The sequence below is a fragment of the Actinoplanes italicus genome (genome assembly GCF_003001815.1).
Lineage (GTDB): Bacteria > Actinomycetota > Actinomycetes > Mycobacteriales > Micromonosporaceae > Actinoplanes > Actinoplanes italicus.
This window is the reverse complement of the sequence record NZ_PVMZ01000007.1, coordinates 252401-268228: the sequence shown is the minus strand read 5'-3', so window position 1 is coordinate 268228 and position 15828 is coordinate 252401. Positions and strand designations below refer to the sequence as shown.

At 70.9% G+C, this 15828-nt stretch carries 17 protein-coding genes; 7 read left to right on the top strand and 10 right to left on the bottom strand.

All coding sequences use genetic code 11. The annotated features are described in order from the left end of the window. Nucleotides 1-51: 51 nt before the first annotated feature. The 5 genes from CLV67_RS19315 to CLV67_RS19295 form a co-directional block, all read right to left on the bottom strand. Nucleotides 52-1440 (bottom strand): cellulase family glycosylhydrolase, encoded by a 1389-nt coding sequence (locus tag CLV67_RS19315; protein WP_106320256.1) that lies wholly within the window; start codon nucleotides 1438-1440, stop codon nucleotides 52-54. Between the two features lie 113 nt (nucleotides 1441-1553). Further along, nucleotides 1554-2570, bottom strand: coding sequence for an ABC transporter ATP-binding protein (locus tag CLV67_RS19310; RefSeq protein ID WP_106320255.1), 1017 nt, complete (start codon nucleotides 2568-2570; stop codon nucleotides 1554-1556). Continuing rightward, nucleotides 2567-3334 carry an ABC transporter permease gene (locus tag CLV67_RS19305; protein WP_106320253.1) on the bottom strand — a complete coding sequence of 256 codons (768 nt, stop codon included), beginning with the start codon at nucleotides 3332-3334 and terminating at the stop codon, nucleotides 2567-2569. The genes CLV67_RS19310 and CLV67_RS19305 overlap by 4 nt, the downstream gene beginning before the upstream one ends. Continuing rightward, nucleotides 3322-4218 carry an ABC transporter permease gene (locus CLV67_RS19300; protein ID WP_203737178.1) on the bottom strand — a complete coding sequence of 299 codons (897 nt, stop codon included), beginning with the start codon at nucleotides 4216-4218 and terminating at the stop codon, nucleotides 3322-3324. The genes CLV67_RS19305 and CLV67_RS19300 overlap by 13 nt, the downstream gene beginning before the upstream one ends. Continuing rightward, on the bottom strand, nucleotides 4211-5332 hold the full coding sequence (locus CLV67_RS19295; protein WP_239166408.1) for an ABC transporter substrate-binding protein: 1122 nt from the start codon (nucleotides 5330-5332) through the stop codon (nucleotides 4211-4213). Before CLV67_RS19295 ends, CLV67_RS19300 begins: the two co-directional genes overlap by 8 nt. Nucleotides 5333-5592: 260 nt before the next feature. On the opposite strand from CLV67_RS19295, the gene CLV67_RS19290 reads away from it, so the two are divergent. Both CLV67_RS19290 and CLV67_RS19285 read left to right on the top strand, forming a co-directional pair. Further along, a complete protein-coding gene (locus CLV67_RS19290; RefSeq protein WP_106320249.1) occupies nucleotides 5593-5934 on the top strand; it encodes a hypothetical protein in 342 nt (113 codons plus the stop codon). Between the two features lie 2 nt (nucleotides 5935-5936). Further along, a complete protein-coding gene (locus tag CLV67_RS19285) occupies nucleotides 5937-6224 on the top strand; it encodes a DUF1905 domain-containing protein (protein ID WP_106320247.1) in 288 nt (95 codons plus the stop codon). On the opposite strand, the gene CLV67_RS19280 is transcribed toward CLV67_RS19285, so the two are convergent. Next, nucleotides 6221-6619: an SRPBCC family protein gene (locus CLV67_RS19280; RefSeq protein WP_106320600.1), complete on the bottom strand. Its 399-nt coding sequence runs from the start codon at nucleotides 6617-6619 to the stop codon at nucleotides 6221-6223. The two genes, CLV67_RS19285 and CLV67_RS19280, sit on opposite strands and share 4 nt — an antisense overlap. Before the next feature lie 66 nt (nucleotides 6620-6685). On the opposite strand from CLV67_RS19280, the gene CLV67_RS19275 reads away from it, so the two are divergent. Beyond that, nucleotides 6686-7612 carry an alpha/beta hydrolase family protein gene (locus tag CLV67_RS19275; protein ID WP_106320245.1) on the top strand — a complete coding sequence of 309 codons (927 nt, stop codon included), beginning with the start codon at nucleotides 6686-6688 and terminating at the stop codon, nucleotides 7610-7612. Here the strand turns inward: CLV67_RS19275 and CLV67_RS19270 are convergent. Further along, a complete protein-coding gene (locus CLV67_RS19270) occupies nucleotides 7605-10484 on the bottom strand; it encodes an AfsR/SARP family transcriptional regulator (protein WP_106320243.1) in 2880 nt (959 codons plus the stop codon). The genes CLV67_RS19275 and CLV67_RS19270 overlap by 8 nt on opposite strands. Nucleotides 10485-10606: 122 nt before the next feature. Between CLV67_RS19270 and CLV67_RS19265 the strand changes: the two genes are divergently transcribed. Next, entirely contained in the window at nucleotides 10607-11023 is a 417-nt protein-coding gene (locus CLV67_RS19265; protein ID WP_106320241.1) for a hypothetical protein, read from the top strand. A 119-nt stretch (nucleotides 11024-11142) separates the two neighbouring features. On the opposite strand, the gene CLV67_RS19260 is transcribed toward CLV67_RS19265, so the two are convergent. From CLV67_RS19260 to CLV67_RS19250, 3 genes are all read right to left on the bottom strand, one after another. Continuing rightward, complete coding sequence (locus CLV67_RS19260) at nucleotides 11143-11700, bottom strand: hypothetical protein (RefSeq protein WP_106320239.1); 558 nt, start codon at nucleotides 11698-11700, stop codon at nucleotides 11143-11145. A 32-nt stretch (nucleotides 11701-11732) separates the two neighbouring features. Next, complete coding sequence (locus CLV67_RS19255) at nucleotides 11733-12548, bottom strand: class I SAM-dependent methyltransferase (RefSeq protein ID WP_106320237.1); 816 nt, start codon at nucleotides 12546-12548, stop codon at nucleotides 11733-11735. 105 nt (nucleotides 12549-12653) lie between these two features. Then, complete coding sequence (locus tag CLV67_RS19250; RefSeq protein ID WP_106320598.1) at nucleotides 12654-12839, bottom strand: antitoxin; 186 nt, start codon at nucleotides 12837-12839, stop codon at nucleotides 12654-12656. A 94-nt stretch (nucleotides 12840-12933) separates the two neighbouring features. On the opposite strand from CLV67_RS19250, the gene CLV67_RS19245 reads away from it, so the two are divergent. The 3 genes from CLV67_RS19245 to CLV67_RS19235 all read left to right on the top strand — a co-directional run bounded on the left by CLV67_RS19245 (nucleotide 12934) and on the right by CLV67_RS19235 (nucleotide 15762). Beyond that, nucleotides 12934-14385, top strand: coding sequence for an ATP-binding protein (locus CLV67_RS19245; protein ID WP_106320235.1), 1452 nt, complete (start codon nucleotides 12934-12936; stop codon nucleotides 14383-14385). 484 nt (nucleotides 14386-14869) lie between these two features. Next, nucleotides 14870-15256 carry a RidA family protein gene (locus CLV67_RS19240; protein ID WP_106320233.1) on the top strand — a complete coding sequence of 129 codons (387 nt, stop codon included), beginning with the start codon at nucleotides 14870-14872 and terminating at the stop codon, nucleotides 15254-15256. After that, nucleotides 15253-15762, top strand: coding sequence for a DUF402 domain-containing protein (locus tag CLV67_RS19235; protein WP_106320231.1), 510 nt, complete (start codon nucleotides 15253-15255; stop codon nucleotides 15760-15762). Before CLV67_RS19240 ends, CLV67_RS19235 begins: the two co-directional genes overlap by 4 nt. Nucleotides 15763-15828: the final 66 nt, after the last annotated feature.

The following is a 15828-nucleotide window of genomic DNA, read 5'->3' as shown; positions in this document are numbered from 1 at the left end:
ACCGCCGGGCCCGCCCGGTGGAAGGGAGGCGGGCCCGGCGGAGTTCGCGGGTCAGGCGCGGATGCGGTTGCGCAGCAGCGCCCCGGACTCGGTCAGCGAACCGGTGCCGGCGAAGGAGCCGGCGTTGCAGGTGCCCGGCTTGAAGGCCGCGCTGCCCTCGCTCGCGTCGGAGTACGTCCAGTTGGCGTAACCGATCTTGAGCCGGTCCAGCAGGTCGAACCAGGCGTTGCTGCTGGCCACGTCGACCGCGCCGTCACCGGTGTAGGTCACCGTGCCGAACTCGGTCACGAACAGCGGCAGCGAGGCCGCGGCCCGCTCCACCTCGGCGCGGTAGTTGTCCTTGTGCGACGCCGCGTAGTAGTGGAAGGCGTACATCACGTTCGACGCGCTGACCGGGTTGTTCACGATCTCGGAGGAGTTCGAGCCCTCCGAGACGCCCAGCGACGACCAGCCGCGGGTGCCGACGATCACGACGCCGTCCGGGTCGTTCGCCCGGATCACCGGGATGACCTGATCGGCGTAGTTCTTGATCTGTGCCCAGCTCACGCCGTTCGGCTCGTTGGCGATCTCGTAGATGACGTTCTTCTTGTTCGCGTGCCGGGCCGAGACCTGCGCGAAGAAGGTCTTTGCGCGTTCCAGGTTGAACGCCGGGTCGCCCGGGGTGAGGATGTGGAAGTCGATGAGCGCGTACATGCCGCGCTCGGTGGCCTCCTCGACCAGGTTGTTCACGCGGTTGGTGAACCCGGCCGGGTCGGTCTCGTAACCCTGCTCCTGGACGTACATCGAGATCCGGAACAGGTCGGAGTTCCACTCCTTGGCGAGCACGTCGAGCGAGGCGTCGGTGTAGCAGTTCGGGAACCACTGGATACCGTGCGTGCTCATGCCCTTGAGCTGGACCGCCTGGCCGCTCTCGTTGCACAGCTTCGTGCCGCAGACCCGCAGCTGGCCGTTGACCTGCACCGGCGTGCCGCTGGTGGGAGGCGGCGTGGAGGTGCTCGCGCTGGGGCTGGGCGAGGACGGGACGCTGGGCGACGGCGAGGACGGGGTCGTGCCGGTGCAGGCCTGACCGTTGACCAGGCAGCTCGTCGGGCGGCCGGCGCCGTTGACGATGAAGCCGAAACTGGTGGAGGCTCCGGCCGCGATTGTGGCGTTCCAGCCCGCGGGCGTGAAGGTGTAGGTGCTGCCGCTGCCGGCCTGCGTGGCGTTCCAGGACTGGGCGACGGTCGTCCCGGCCGGGAAGGTCAGCTCGACCTTCCACGTGCTGATCTGCGACGACGTGTTGTTGTTGACGGTCACCTGGGCCTGGTATCCGTTGCTCCAGGCGTTCTGGACGGTGAACGCCGCCGTCTCCGCGCTCGCCGGGAGCGCGAAGAAGGCGGCGGTCGAGGCCGCGGCCACGGCTAGCACCGTGGTTAGGATGGTGGCGGTACGGCGTTTCACGAAACATCACCTCGGGGGATGGTCGCGGGCCGCCGCTGGGGAACGGCAGTGGGGGAACCCGCGCTGGGAGCGCTCCCAGGGCCTCCGACTGTAACCCCTGTGATAAGCGCCGTCTATTCCAGGGCGACCGCCACCGGCTGAATCGTGATCCGCACCGGTGTGCCGGGGGGCAGGTCCGGCAGCCGTCCGCTGGGTACCTGCGCCACCACGAGGTGATCGTCCACCGACACCGTGACCCGGCTCAGCGAACCAAGGAAACTGCTGGTCAGCACCTTGACCGTGGAGTCCGGATCGGGGACCGCCTCGATCGCCTCGGGCCGGATGAGCGCGGTCACCGCCCCGTCCGCGTGCGGGGTGACCAGCGGCAGCCGGTGACCCAGAACCTCGACGGTGTCGCCGGTGACAGTTCCCGGCAGGCGGTTGCTGAGCCCGACGAAGTCGGCCACGAACGCGGTCGCCGGCCGCAGGTACACCTCCGACGGTGTGGCCAGCTGCTCCAGCCGTCCGGCGCGCATCACACCGACCCGGTCGGCGATCGCGAGGGCCTCCTCCTGATCGTGCGTGACGAACAGCGTGGTGGTGCCGACCTCGGTCTGGATGCGGCGGATCTCGTCACGCAGCTGCACCCGCACCTTGGCGTCCAGCGCCGACAGCGGCTCGTCGAGCAACAGCACCTGCGGCTCGATCGCCAGCGCCCGGGCCAGCGCGACCCGCTGCTGCTGACCGCCGGAGAGCTGGTGCGGATACCTGTCCCTGAGGTCGGACAGGCCCACGAGCTCCAGCATCTCCGCGGCCCGGTTCTTCGCCGACGACCGTCGCAGGCGCAACCCGAACTCGACGTTCTGCAACGTGTTCAGGTGCGGGAAGAGGCTGTACGCCTGGAACACCATGCCCATGTCACGCTTGTTGGCCGGCAGTCGCGTGACGTCGCGGCCGTCGACCAGCACCCGCCCGGCGGTCGCCTCCTCCAGCCCGGCCAGGATCCGCAGGGCGGTGGTCTTGCCGCAGCCGGACGGCCCGAGCAGCGCGACCAGCTCGCCCGGCTCGATCGACAGGTCCAGGTCGTCGAGGGCGTGCACGGCGCCGAACGTGCGGCGCAGCCCGTCGAGGTGAACGGCGACGCCGGTCATGAGGTCTTCCCCTTCTTCGAAGAGCCCGCCAGGGACAGCACGAGCAACAGCGCGAACGCGAGCAGCAGCGCCGCGAGTGACACCGCCACCGAGACGGTCGCGCTGCTCTTACCGAGGTACTCGATGGCGACCTGCAGGTTGGTGCGGTGCAGCAGCGACGCGATGGTGAACTCGCCGAGTACCAGGGCCACGGTCAGGAACGCCGCCGACAGCACGGCCGACCGGATGTTCGGCAGCACGACACGCCAGATCACGGTCGTCCAGCCGGCGCCGAGACTGCGGGCGGCCTCGGCCAGGGTCTTCACGTCGATCGCGGACAGGCCGGTGTCGATCGCGCGGTACGCGTACGGGAGCACCAGGATCGTGTAGGCGAACACCAGCGTCAGCGACGAGCCGCCGATCAGGTAGTTGACCCAGGCGTAGACCGGAGCCAGGCCGACGACCAGCACGATCGCCGGGATGGTCAGCGGCAGCAGGCAGAGGAACTCCACCAGCCGGCGCAGACCCGGCAGTCGCAGGCGTACCCAGACCGCCGTCGGCACCAGCAGCGCCAGCATCAGCACCGACGTGAGCGCGGCCTGCGCCAGCGACGCGAGGATGCCCTCGGCCAGGGCCGGGTACTCGGAGCTGAGCCGGGGCCAGTCGACCAGCAGCGGCCAGGTCTCCGGGTCGCGGGTGCTGAACTCGACCATGGCGACGAGCGGGAGCAGGAAGAACACGCCCATCACGGACAGCACGGTCCAGCGGAAGATCACCCTAGCCATCTGGCGGTCCTCCTCTGCAGCAGCGAGTAGGCGGTCATCACCACGGCGACCACCACGACCATGCCGAGCGCCATGGCCTTGCCCAGGTTGGCCTGCCCGAGGACGACCTCGCTGGTCAGGGCACCGCGGATCTGCAGCGGCACGATCGGGCTGCCCTGGCTGACCAGGGCCGCCGCGGTGGCGTACGCGGAGAAGGCATTGGCGAAGAGAAGCAGCGTGGAACCGAGGAACGCCGGTGCCAGCAACGGCCCGGCCACCCGCGTCCAGTACTGCCAGGTGTTGCCGCCCAGGCTGACGTGCGCCTCACGCCACTGCGGCCGGATGCCGTCGAGCGCGGGCAGGAAGACGATCACCATGAGCGGGATCTGGAAGTAGGTGTAGACGAGGGTCAACCCCGGAAGTTCGAAGAGCCAGACCCCGTTGGCGTACGGGTCGAGCCCGTGCTCCTGAAGCCAGACGGTGACGAAGCCGGACAGGCCGATGGTCGCCAGGAAGGCGAACGCCAGCGTGACGCCGCCGAACTGCGCGAGCACCCCGGCCGCCGCCGTGACCATCCGGCGCAGCAGCCCGTCGGGTTTGCCGGTGACCAGCGCGTACGCCAGCAGGGCACCGAGCACCGCGCCGATGATCGCGCTCGACGCGGACAGGGTGATGCTGCGGCCGAACGCCGCAACGATGTACTCGTCGCCGAGGGCGCGCACGTTGTCGAGGGTGAACCCGCGGCCGCCGTCTCCGGTGAACGCGCCGATCACCACGGCCAGCGTGGGAATGATCAGGAAGATCGTCACGAACGCGAAGAACGGCACGGTACCGAGCAGGGCGGCGCCCCGCAGGCGTGGCCGCCGGGCCACGCGCTGCGGAGCGTCCGCGGCGATCTCAGCCAATGGCCTTGGCCCAGTTCGCGGTCAGGTACTCCTTGGCCTTGGTGCTCTGCGCCTCGGTCGGGATGACCGGGGTGCCCTCCACCTTGGGCAGTGCGGCGAACGCGGTCGCGTCGATGGTGCCGGCCTTCTGCATGGCGTCGGCGCGGACCGGGCGGGCGCCGCCCTTGAGCCACAGGTTCTGGCCCTCGTCGGAGTACAGGAACTCCTGCCACAGCCGGGCCGCCGCCGGGTGCGGAGCATCCTTGTTGATCGCCTGCACGTAGTACGAGCCGAGCACGGCGTTGGACGGCACGAAGACCTTCCAGGTCGGCAGCTTCTTGGACTGCGCGGCGTTCAGGTAGTCCCAGTCGAAGACGACCGGGGTCTGTCCGGACTCGACGGTCGCCGAGGTCGGGTCGACGGGCAGGAAGTTGCCGGCCTTCTTCAGGCCGGCGAAGAACTCGACGCCCTTGGCGATGTCCTCGACGGTGCCACCGTTGGCCAGCGACGCCATCTGCACACCACCGAATGCGGCACCGGCCTGCGTCGGGTCGCCGTTGAGCGCAACCTTGCCCTTGTACTCCGGCTTCAGCAGGTCGGCGACACTCGTCGGGGCGGGCACCTTGGCGCTGTCGTACCCGATCGACATGTAGCCGCCGTAGTCGTTGACCCAGGCGCCGTTCGCCTCCTTGAGGCTGTCCGGGATCTCGGCGAACTTCTCCACCTTGTACGGGGCGAAGATCGCGGTGTTCGCGGTCGCCACCGACATGCCGAGGTCGAACACGTCGGGCGCGGTGTCCTGGCCCTTGAGCTGGGTGGCCGCGTTGATCTCGTCCTGGCTCGAGCCGTCCGGCTGGGCCGAGTTGACCTTGATGCCGTACTTGTCGCCGAACGCCTTGATGATCTCGCCGTAGTTGGCCCAGTCGGGCGGCAGCGCGATGACGTTGAGCGCGCCCTCCTTCTTGGCCTCGGCGATCAGGGCGTCCAGGCCACCGAGGTCGGCGGCGCTGGTGGCGGTGGCGGCGCCGCTCGTGGCGGCCTCCGACTCCTTCTCCGGCGGCGAGCAGGCGCCGGCGAAAGCGACTATCGCGGCGGCCGTCAGGGTGGCGGCCGCTGAGCGGGCGAGGGTACGCACTGTGTTCCTCCTTCTGCGGCACCGGAGACCCGATGCGCGCTGGTGGATCATGGAAGTGCCGGGTGGAGGGAAGGCGTACGGCAGTAGACCTGGGGGCGAATTCGGCCCTTCCGCCGTCGCCTGGGGTTTGCCTGCACTTTTCCACGCCACGATGATGATCGAAAGCAGTCGTTGGCTACCTGTTACCAACCTTGCGGAAGATCGTTCCGGTCGGCAGACTCGCCGATCGACCTCTGCGACGCTCCTAGGAGGACGGTCTGGTGACGCGCGCCCTTCCCGCCCGGCTCGCCGCGGCGATCGGCGCCGCCGGCATCGCCGTGCATCTCGCGCTCGCCGGCGCGCACGCCGGCCACGCTCCCGCGTTCCTGGCCGGGCTCGGCGCGCTCGCGCTGGTCTGCGTCCCCTGCGGCGTCTCGCTGTGGCGACGGCCGGGCGACCGCGCGGCGTGGGTGACTCTGCTCGCGCTGAGCGCGATCATGATGGTGCTGCATCTTGGCATGGACCCGGAGGGCCCGATGCTGGCGGTGGTGCTCGCGGTGCCGGGCCTTCAGGTCCTGCTGGGTGCGGCGGCTCTTGTGGTACGGGTGAAGCACACGGAGTGACGATGCGACTGACGTTCGACGGCGAGATCATCTACTGGCGGGGACCCGCCCCGCATCACTTCGTCCCGGTCCCCGAGGCGGAGTGCCAGGCCCTCGCCGACGCGTCGTCGCTGGTCACGTACGGCTGGGGGATGATCCCGGTGACCGTCCGCCTCGGCGGCTCGCAGTGGACCACGTCGCTGTTCCCCAAGGACGGCGGCTACCTCGTCCCGATCAAGGCGGCCGTGCGGAAGGCCGAGTCGCTGGACGCGGGCGACCCGGTCGCCGTCGAGCTCGAGATCGACATCTAGGCCGCGTTCTCCACGATCTCCTTGAGGCGGGTCAGGTCGGCCTGGACCAGGCCGGCGTCGCGGTCGAACTCCTCGTCGGTCATGCCCGGCAGTCGTAGCAGCGTGAACATGATCTCGGAGGTGTCCTTGCCGGCCGTGATGACGCGCATCGGTGCGTAGACCTCGTCCCCGCCGGGTGGCCGGACCCAGTGGTCCAGGACGCCGTGGTCGTTGCGTGGGGCGAAGATCAGCTCGGCGCCGTCGTCGCCGATCAGCCAGCGGTCGCCCTCTTTCGTGACCGTCGTGGCCAGGCCGGACGCCCACTGCGGCAGGTTCGCCGGGTCGGCCGCGAACTCGTACACGCGGTCGGCCGGCAGGTCGATGTGCTCGCTGAGGTACCGGGATGCGGAAGTCACTCCGGGATCCTCGCAGAAAATCACGCCACTTGACGGCGTACCGATTGATCGACATAGTCCGTATCCATGAATGTGACATCGTTCCGTTCTTGGAAACGGGCGGCTGCCGCCGTGTCGGCCGCCGCCCTGGTCACGGCACTGACCGTGGCCCCGTCGCCCGCGCACGCCACCCCGGCGGTAGCGAGCTACGCGACGACGATCAACGGCGACAGCACCGACGTCTACTACCCCACGACCGGCACCCGGCTGCCCGTCGCACTCCTCCTGCAGGGCGCCAACGTGGACAAGTCGCACTACTCCACGTATGCGGAGACGCTCGCCTCGTACGGCTTCGTCGTAGCCGTTCCCAACCACTCCCGCAGCCTGTTCGGCCAGAGCGGCCTCTTCCCCGAGGGCGCCCAGGCCGGCTGGGCCGTCGACTGGGCCGAGGCCGAGGACGACGACCCTGCGTCACCGCTTCATCGGCGCATCGACGAGAACACCCTGGTGCTGTCCGGCCACTCGTTCGGCGCCGCGACCGCGCTCAGCCTGAGTTCCGGTCTCTGCGTCATCCCGTTCTGCGCGATCGCCAACGTCGCACCCGGCGAGCTCGAGGCGGTCGTCACGTACGGCGGCAACAACGTCCTCACCGGCACGTCGCTGATCCTGCCCGTGCTCAACACCGTCCCGGTCGCCTACATCCAGGGTCTCGCCGACGGCGTCGCGACCCCGGACGAGGGCGAGGGCACCTACAACCTGACCGCCGGCACGCCGAAGGCCTTCATCGAGCTGGCCGGTGCCAACCATTACGGCATCACCGACGCGCAGAACCCGGCAGGGGCCGCCCCGGACCCGTCGGCGCAGACCCTGAACCAGGCGGTCGGCGTCGAGACGACCGCTCGCTGGTCGGCGCAATGGCTGCTCGCCCAGACCGGCGACAGCGCCGCCAAGAAGTACGTCTACACCACCGGTGACGCCGCCGACCCGAACGTGACCGTCACCTACGTCAAGTAGCCCCGGCCCCGACCTGGTCGAACAGGGCGCGCGACTCCGATCGCAGCCGGCGGGCCCGTTCCGGGTCCGCCGGTTCGAGGCATGCGGCCAGTCCGGCGGCGGCGCGGGCGATCGCGTACGGCTGGTCCCAGCGCCGTGCCGTCGCCAGGGACAGTTCGAAGCCGTCCCGGGCGGCCGCGATGTCACCGGAGCGCAGCAGGGTCCGCGCCCGGTCGTGCAGGATGTCGGCCCGGGTCCGGATCTCGCCAACCCGCTCGGCGAGTTCGACGGCCCGCTGATGCTGGACCAGGGCCTCGGCGTAGCGGCCCTGTTCGGTGAGGACGTTACCGAGTTCGGCGCAGGCCTCCATCTCCATGGTCGGCAGGCCGCGACGGACGACGATCCCGAGAGCGAGTTCCACGTACCGCTGGGCCGCCTCCGGGGTGGCGAGGCCCAGCCGGAGTTTGCTCCGCTGGATCTGGAGCAGGCATCCGGCCCGCTCATGGCCCTCGCCGCGATCGATCGCGAGCAGCCGCAACCGGTCGATCCGCAGCGCCTCCTCATACCGGCCGAGCCGCTGGTAGGCGGTGCTCAGCTGGAAGAGCGCGACCGGCATCTGGTACGACCCCCTGGCGCGGGCGGCCAGGTGCAGAGAGCGTAACGCCGACGCGGCGGCCTCCGGGTAGCGGTTCATCGCGTTCTGGATGGCGGCCAGGTTGCTGAGCCCGGCGGCGAGCGCGGTGGGCTCACCACGCCGCTCCCAGATCTCCATGGCTATGCCGAGATGGTGACGCGCGAGCTCGTACGCCCCGGTGCGGTAGTGGTACGAGGCGACGCTCTTGGCCATGGCGGCGACCCCGTCGTCGTCACCCTTCTCCCTCGCGACGGCGAGCGCGTGTCCGCTCAGCCGTGCGACGTCCTCGTTGTACCCGCGGTAGAACAGCAGGTACCAGGCAGCTCGCGGGATCCACCAGGTATAACGCGGTTCACCGGCCGTGTCGGCCGCGTCCATGAACGCGCCGAGGGCGGCCCGCTGCCGCTCCAGCCGCGCCTCCGGATCGGTGATCGCCGTCAGCAGGTCCGCCCGTGGCGCGGGGACGGTGCCGAGATCGCGGGCGACGAGCGGGCGCTGCACACCGGTCACCGTCGCAAGCAGCGCGTGGGTCTCCAGATTCAGCACGCCCAGCAGGGCCGGGGCGCGCTCCTCCTCGGTCACGAGCGCGGCGGCGTACTCGCGGAGCAGGTCGTGCAGGCGGTAGACCCCGGGGGCGGGTTCCTCGATCAGGTGCACGTCGACCAGCTCGTCCAGCAGGTCGCCGGCCCGGGTCAGGGGCAGGTCGGTGAGTGCCGCGGCCGCGGGAGCGTCGACGAGAGCACCCGGGTAGACGCCGAGCAACCGGAAGAAGCGGCGGGCGGGTTCGTCGAGGTGGCTGTAGGAGAGGGCGAACGCGCTGATCACGGTCCGGTTCTCGACGGCCAGTTCGGGCAGGGCGGCGTCGGTGAGGCGCCGGACCAGGTCGGTGACCCGCCAGCGCGGACGCTGCGCCAGGCGTGCCCCGGCCAGCCGCACCGCGAGCGGGAGACCGTCGCAGCGGCGGACCACCTCGGCGGCGGCCTCCGGTTCGGCGCGGACCCGGTCACCGGCGATGCGCCGCAGCAGCGTCGTCGCCTCGGCCGGGGCGAGCAGGGGCAGCGACTCGGGGCGGACGTCGTCGAGGCCCGCGAGCCGGCGACGGCTCGTGACCAGGGCGATGCTGTCCGGCGAGGACGGCAGCAGGTCGGCGACCTGCTCGCTGGTGGCGGCGTTGTCCAGGACCACCAGGACCCGCCGCCGGGAGACCTCGTTGCGCCACAGCGCGACCCGCCCGGCCAGATCGCCGGGGATCGCGTCGGCGGACAGGCCCAGCTGCCGCAGCAGCATCAGCAGCGCGGCCTGCGGTTCGACCGGGTCCTGTTCGGAATGTCCGTGCAGGTCGATGAAGAGGTGCGCGTCGGGGAAACGGTCGCCGACCCGGGCCGCCAGGTGCAGGGCCAGGGTCGTCTTGCCCGACCCGGCCATCCCGTCGACCACGATCGCCGGCTCGCCCGTGTCGACCCTCTCCAGCAGGCGGTCGGTCAGCGCCGCACGGCCGGTGAAGTCGCGGACCGTACGCGGAAGGCATCTGATGGCGCCTGACGGAGTGCCGGACAGGATCTCGCGGTGCAGCGCCTGCAGTTCCGGTCCCGGCTCGATGCCCAGCTCGTCGCGCAACCTGTCGTAGGCACGGCGATACTCCGTCAGCGCGTCGGCCTGCCGTCCGGTCTGCTGGTAGGCCAGCATCAGATGCCCGCGCAGACGCTCCCGCAGCGGGAACCGCTCGACCAGCGGCACCAGGTCGGCGAGCAGCTCACGGGCCCGGCCCGCGGCCAGTTCCAGCGCGGCCCAGTCCTCGGCGGCCAGGGTGTGCTGCTCGTCCAGGGCGGCCGCGGCCAGACGCACGGCGGGAGCGTCGATCTCGGCGAAGGCCTCACCACGCCACAGATCCAGAGCTTTGCGGTACGCGGTACGCGCCTTCCCGGGATCACCGGCGGCCCGGGCCTCGTCCACGAGCCGCGCGAACACCAGCGCGTCCAGATCGTCGGGGCCGACGCGGATCCCGTACCCGGCCGGATCGCTGAGAATCGCGTCGGCCGCCACCACCCGTCGCAACCGGGACACGCACGTGTGCACCTGGCCACGGGCCGTCGCCGGCGGTGTGGTGTCCCAGACCGCTTCCACGATCCGGCTCAGCGGAACGATCTGGCCCGGTCGTATCAGGAGCATCGCGAGCACGACCCGATCCCGGCCCGCGGAGATCGTGACCGGCAGGTCGCCGTCCATGACCGACAGCGGCCCGAGGATGCGGTAGCGCATCGGCGCAGAGTAGCCGAGCTGAGCTCGTCAAACGGGGGTGCCGACCGCCTGCTGGGAACGGTCGCCGGCGCGGGTTGGCGGGGTGCGCTACCTTGGCGGGCCGGACGGGCGGGTGGAGGGTGATGACCGCGGAGATCGGCTGGCGTTCGGCACCGATGGGACGGGCGGTTCTGGTCGTTCTCGAGGCCGCGCCGCGGCCGCTGCAGAGCGTGCTCACCGAGGACGAACTCGATCGGCTCCGGCCCGTCCTCGACGCCACCGTCGAGGCGGCGCGGGCGGGGGAGTTCAGCAGGATCCGTTTGCGCGACGCCGCCCGCGACGCCATCGGACGGGACCCGTTCAGCCAGGTCGAGCCGGAGAAGGACGACGACGGCGGTTGGTGGTGGCCCGCTCTCCTGATCGTCGGCGGTCTGATGGGCGTGCTCAGCCCGGACCGTCCGATGTGGCTGCGGGTGATCGGCGGTCTGGTGCTGGCCGCCGGGCTGGACGAGGTGTTTCAGCAGCTGCGCCGCCTGCGTCGTCGCCGGGCCGCCCGCTGACTTGCGGGGTGACGTCCGGGGCCGCCTCAGCCCGTGAGCGGCCTTGGGACCGGGAGCGCCGCTCACCAGGCTGAGGATGACAACCCAGGGTGCCGCGTAGCCGTACCGAAGGAGGATTTTCAGGTTCTTCCGCGGCGACCGCGCCGGATGCCGCGAGCCGGGGGAGTGGGCGCGATGAGGTGATCCGGCCAGGTCGCGCGGACCTGCCCCTGCGCCTCGAAGTCGGCGGCCAGCTCGGACAGCAGGCGGACCGCCTCGGCGACCTGCTCGTCGGTCCAGGGTGGATCGCCGGCCCCGCGGGATTCCCAAGCCTTGCGGGCCAGAGCCGGCGCCTGCTCGGGAATGCCCGTCTCCACCGCGTGGTGGACCATGCCGGCGATCACCTCGGCCAGGCTCAGGCTCTCCTTGTGGGCGTCCAGCACCCGTTTGCTGCGCAGCGCCGCGTCGTGGCGCGGGCGGCCGCTCAGGACACGCATGTTGGAGAAGACGGCGCCCGCGGCGATCGAGCCGAAGACGCCGCCCGACATCTCGAAGGTGCGTTCGGTGGCGAAGTGCGCGAGGTCGTGGGGAACCCGATACTTCCGGTCGTAACCGGGCAGCTGCAGGATCACGCCGTCGGCCCGGTGGAGCGTCGCCACGGTCGACCCGGTGGTGCTGTGTGCGAACACGACCAGCATGCCGACATCCTGCCACCCCGATCACCGCGACGTCATCGTCCGGACGTCTCGCGTACACCTACGGCCAGCAGATGTGCGCTGGCGGCCACGATCTCCGGCTCGGTGCCGCAGACCCGGGCCAGTTTCAGCGCGCCGTCGAAGACCACTTCCTCGGCCGGTGTTCCGGCGGCCGCCTCGGCAGCGCCCCACGCCGGGCCCTCGACGCCGTGCACCGTGATCCCGGTGAGGCCGGCCTCCCGGCATTCGGCGATCAGATCCGCCACCCGGTGGAAGTAGGCGTGTGTGAACCCGAGCCCCGGATGGTTGATGCCGTCGGTGAGGATCTGGCGGGTCTCCTCGACGATGGCCGGGCCGAGCCGGCCGGTGACCGCGAAGTCGATCGGGCCGGCGAACCGGGAGATCGCCGCGGCCACCACCACACCGCCCGGGCGCGTCACCCTGACCGCCTCGCTCAGCGCCCGCACCCGGTCGCCACGGTCCTGCAGATGGTAGAGCGGGCCGAGCAGCAGCGTCGCGTCGTGGAAGCCGTCCGGTTCGGGCAGCTCGCGGGCGTCGCCGACGACCGCGTCGATCGGCGGCTGCCCGGCGCGGGCCTGCTCGACGTGCGCGGGGACCAGGTCGATGAGACGGACCCGGTAACCGGCGCCGAGCAGCGGCCGGGCGTAGGCGCCGGGACCGCCGCCCACGTCCAGGATCGAGGCGGGCGCCGGAGGCAGGTGCTGCTCGAGCAGCTCCAGCGTCCGGATCCGCTCCAGCTGGAACGAGGCGCGCCGGTCCAGCCGGCCCGCCTCGTCGTAACCGGTGTAGAAACTGACGATCTCCCTGATCTTCTGGTCCACACCGGCCATCGTGGCAAGGCGGTCACGCCCCGGGCCAGCGCATTTCTCGGCGCAGGTCCCCCGGACCTCGATCGGCAGTGGCATGCCACCGTTCTCGACCCGGGGCGCCCGGCCTCAACGCGGAACCGTGTCGCCCTCGCCGGTCCGCTTCTGCGCCTCGTCCACACCCCGGTCCACGTGCTGGGAGTACTTGGCGCCGGTGCGCTCGTCGATCTGGTCGCCGGCCTTCTCCAGCCCCTGATCCACCTGCTCGTCGTGCTTGCCCGCGAAGTCCTTGGCCTTGTTCAGGAAGTCACTCATGGACCCGGGATGCCCGGCTCCGCGCCGGCCAAACCGGCCGGTCGTGCGCATGCGTGTCACGCTGGGGGGTATCCACACCGCGGAGGGACAACCCATGACCGACGCGAGTTTCGCCCGGCCGCACACCGAGACCTTCGAGCACGGGGGTGCGACCGTCGACCTGATCGACGCCGCCACCGTACTGGCCGCCGCCCGGGCCAACCCGGTCGAGCTGCTGCGGCGGGCCGACTGGCCGGACCCGGTGCAGCGGGTCGACCTGACCGTCGACGGGACCGGGGGATCCGAGCACGTGTTCATCGCCCGGATCGTCGCGCTCGCCGACACCGAGCAGCGCATGCGCGCGCTGGTGCTCGGCCGTGATCCGCTGGGCCTGCTCCTGTCCCGCCGGATCGCCGCCGGCGACGAGGTGGTGACCCGGATCGTGGACGGCGTCGGCACGGCCGCCGCCGCGGCGTACCGCAGATTGGGGTTGGAGAAGCCGGTCGAACGCGAACCCGGACTTCTCGCCGACGCCGCCGCCGGGATCGAGGCGACCGTGACCTGGACCGACGACGGTTCCGTCGCCCGGCTCGAGTCGCGGGTGCCGCGTGACGAGGTCGGTGTCACCCACCTGCGCGCGTTCGTCACCCTCACTCTGCAGGCCGTCACCGAGCTCTCCGGCGCCGGATCGCTGGCCGGGCGGCACTACGTGGTCAGCCGGGAGAACCTGCCGCGCAACCCGGCGACCACGCAGTCGGTCACGCTCGACATGGTCGGTGGGCTCGCCGACGTGGTCGCCGAACTACGCCAGATAGCCGTCTCCTTCCGGCATCCCGAGGCGATGGCACGGTGGGGCGCCCGTCGCCCTCAGGGCCTGCTGATGTACGGGCCACCCGGCACCGGCAAGACGATGCTGTCCCGAGCCCTGGCCAACGAGATCGGCGCTGACTTCCGCGAGATCCGTACCCCGGAGATCCTCGACAAGTGGCTCGGCGGCTCCGAGCGCAACATCAAGCAGATCTTCCGGGAGGCCCGCGGCTACCGGACGCCGACGCTGATCCTGTTCGACGAGTTCGACTCGATCGTCAGCTACGCCGGGGCCGGCGGTGACGCGGCCAGCCAGGCCCTCAACGCCGTCGCCGGGATCTTCAAGCAGGAGATGAACGACCTCATTGAGGAGAACCCGAACGTCATCGTGGTGGCCACCACCAACTTCCCCCACCGCGTCGACGAGTCACTGATCCGTTCCGGACGCTTCGATGTGAAGATCAGCGTCCCGAAGCCGGACGAGCACGCGCGCGCGGAGATCTTCCGCAAGATGATCCGCGCCCTGATCAGCGCCCACGAGAGGCCTGGCTTCCGGATGTTCGCCGACGACCTCGACCCGCCGGTCCTGGGCGTGGCCGCCACCGGCATGACCGGCGCCGACATCAAGGAGGTGCTGCGCCGGGTGCAGCTCGCCAAGGCGATGCAGGAGGCCCGCGGCGGCCCGGCCGGCCCCATCACGCAGGACGACCTGCTCACCGCCGTCCGCAACCTCCGCGGCGGCCCGGCCACCACCCCTTGACCGCGGCCGTCCGCTCTCCCTCGCCCTGACCGCGGCCGGTTCACCCGCGTCGTGGCGTCCGGTTCGCGCTTGTCATGGCCGACCGGTTCGCGCTTGTCGCGGCCGGCCGGTTCGCGCTTGTCATGGCCGCGTGTTGCTCGTTCGTCTCAACCTGCCGTTTGCTGTCGTTCGCCTCCACGATGTCTCCGGCCCACATGCCCCGCTCCACCGCGTGGTGATCTGTGCCCGCCGGTGAGCCGTGGGTCACCACGCGAGGCGCTTCACCTGCCAGTGTGGTGATCTGTGCCCGCCGGTGAGCCGTGGGTCACCACGTGGGGGGCGCTGGTTTGCAGTGTGGTGACCTACACCCGTCGGCGAGCCAAAGTCGTGCCGGGAAGTCCGGGCGCGCCCCGCGGTAGGCGTCCAAGGCGGCGGGCAGGAAGTGGGCGGTGGCCGCGGCGGGAAATCGGCTGCTGCGGGTGGGGTGAGTATCTAGGGTGGACGGATGCCGAGCCTTGAGTTTCCCGCGGTGCCGTCCGCGAACGGTTACAGCCATGCCGTCGTGGTCGGGCCGGGCAGCCGGGTCGTTCATACGTCCGGGCAGGTGGCGATCGACGCTGATGGGAAGGTGCCGGAGGGGTGGGAGGAGCAGACGCGGCTGGTCTTCCGCAATCTGGGTGAGGTGCTGGCGTCGGCCGGCGCGGGCTGGGGGGACGTGGTCAAGCTGACCTACTTCGTGACCGGCGTCGACGAGCTGCCGGCGATCCGGCGGATCCGGGACGAGTTCGTCGACGTGGCGCGGCCGCCGGCCAGTTCGCTCGTGCGGGTGGCGGGGTTGTTCCGGCCCGACCTGCTCATCGAGATCGAGGCCGTGGCCGCGGTGCCGGCATGACGGTGGACGTGCGGTTCACCAAGTGGGGTGGGCGGCGGCACTGGGAGTGCGAGCTGGAGCGGCTCGGCGAGGACGGGTTCGGGGTGTGGCTCGGCGGCCGGAAGGGGATCAGCATGCGTCGCGGCGACGGCCGGCACTTCCCTCAGGGGCACGACTTCGTGATGCTGGTGCCCGCCGAGGGCGACTGGATCGCCTCGGTCAACGCGCCCACCGAACACACGTCGATCGCCGTCTACATCGACATCACCGACCGCCCGCGGATCGACGGCGGGGTGGTCCACGCCTGCGACCTGGACCTCGACGTGATCCGGAAGTGGGACGGCTCGGTCCTGGTGCTCGACGAGGACGAGTTCGCCGAGCACCAGGTCCGCTACGGCTACCCGCCGGAGGTCGTCGCCGCGGCCCGGGCCACCTGCGACGAGCTGTTCACCAGGCTCAGCGCGGAGGTCCAGCCGTTCGAGACCGAGGCGCGACGCAGGCTGGACGACTGGGCCGCCGAACGCTGAGCCGGCGAACCGCGGGGCCTCGGAGAGCAGCTCCCGTACGGTCGCCTCGTCGTCCACCACCAGCAG

Bases quoted from the DNA above. Each gene is read 5' to 3' on its own strand.
- CLV67_RS19310 (WP_106320255.1), bottom strand. From the start codon at position 2,570: ATGACCGGCGTCGCCGTTCACCTCGACGGGCTGCGCCGCACGTTCGGC.
- CLV67_RS19305 (WP_106320253.1), bottom strand. From the start codon at position 3,334: ATGGCTAGGGTGATCTTCCGCTGGACCGTGCTGTCCGTGATGGGCGTG.
- CLV67_RS19285 (WP_106320247.1), top strand. From the start codon at position 5,937: ATGCGACTGACGTTCGACGGCGAGATCATCTACTGGCGGGGACCCGCC.
- CLV67_RS19275 (WP_106320245.1), top strand. From the start codon at position 6,686: ATGAATGTGACATCGTTCCGTTCTTGGAAACGGGCGGCTGCCGCCGTG.
- CLV67_RS19270 (WP_106320243.1), bottom strand. From the start codon at position 10,484: ATGCGCTACCGCATCCTCGGGCCGCTGTCGGTCATGGACGGCGACCTG.
- CLV67_RS19265 (WP_106320241.1), top strand. From the start codon at position 10,607: ATGACCGCGGAGATCGGCTGGCGTTCGGCACCGATGGGACGGGCGGTT.
- CLV67_RS19260 (WP_106320239.1), bottom strand. From the start codon at position 11,700: ATGCTGGTCGTGTTCGCACACAGCACCACCGGGTCGACCGTGGCGACG.
- CLV67_RS19255 (WP_106320237.1), bottom strand. From the start codon at position 12,548: ATGGCCGGTGTGGACCAGAAGATCAGGGAGATCGTCAGTTTCTACACC.
- CLV67_RS19250 (WP_106320598.1), bottom strand. From the start codon at position 12,839: ATGAGTGACTTCCTGAACAAGGCCAAGGACTTCGCGGGCAAGCACGAC.
- CLV67_RS19245 (WP_106320235.1), top strand. From the start codon at position 12,934: ATGACCGACGCGAGTTTCGCCCGGCCGCACACCGAGACCTTCGAGCAC.
- CLV67_RS19240 (WP_106320233.1), top strand. From the start codon at position 14,870: ATGCCGAGCCTTGAGTTTCCCGCGGTGCCGTCCGCGAACGGTTACAGC.
- CLV67_RS19235 (WP_106320231.1), top strand. From the start codon at position 15,253: ATGACGGTGGACGTGCGGTTCACCAAGTGGGGTGGGCGGCGGCACTGG.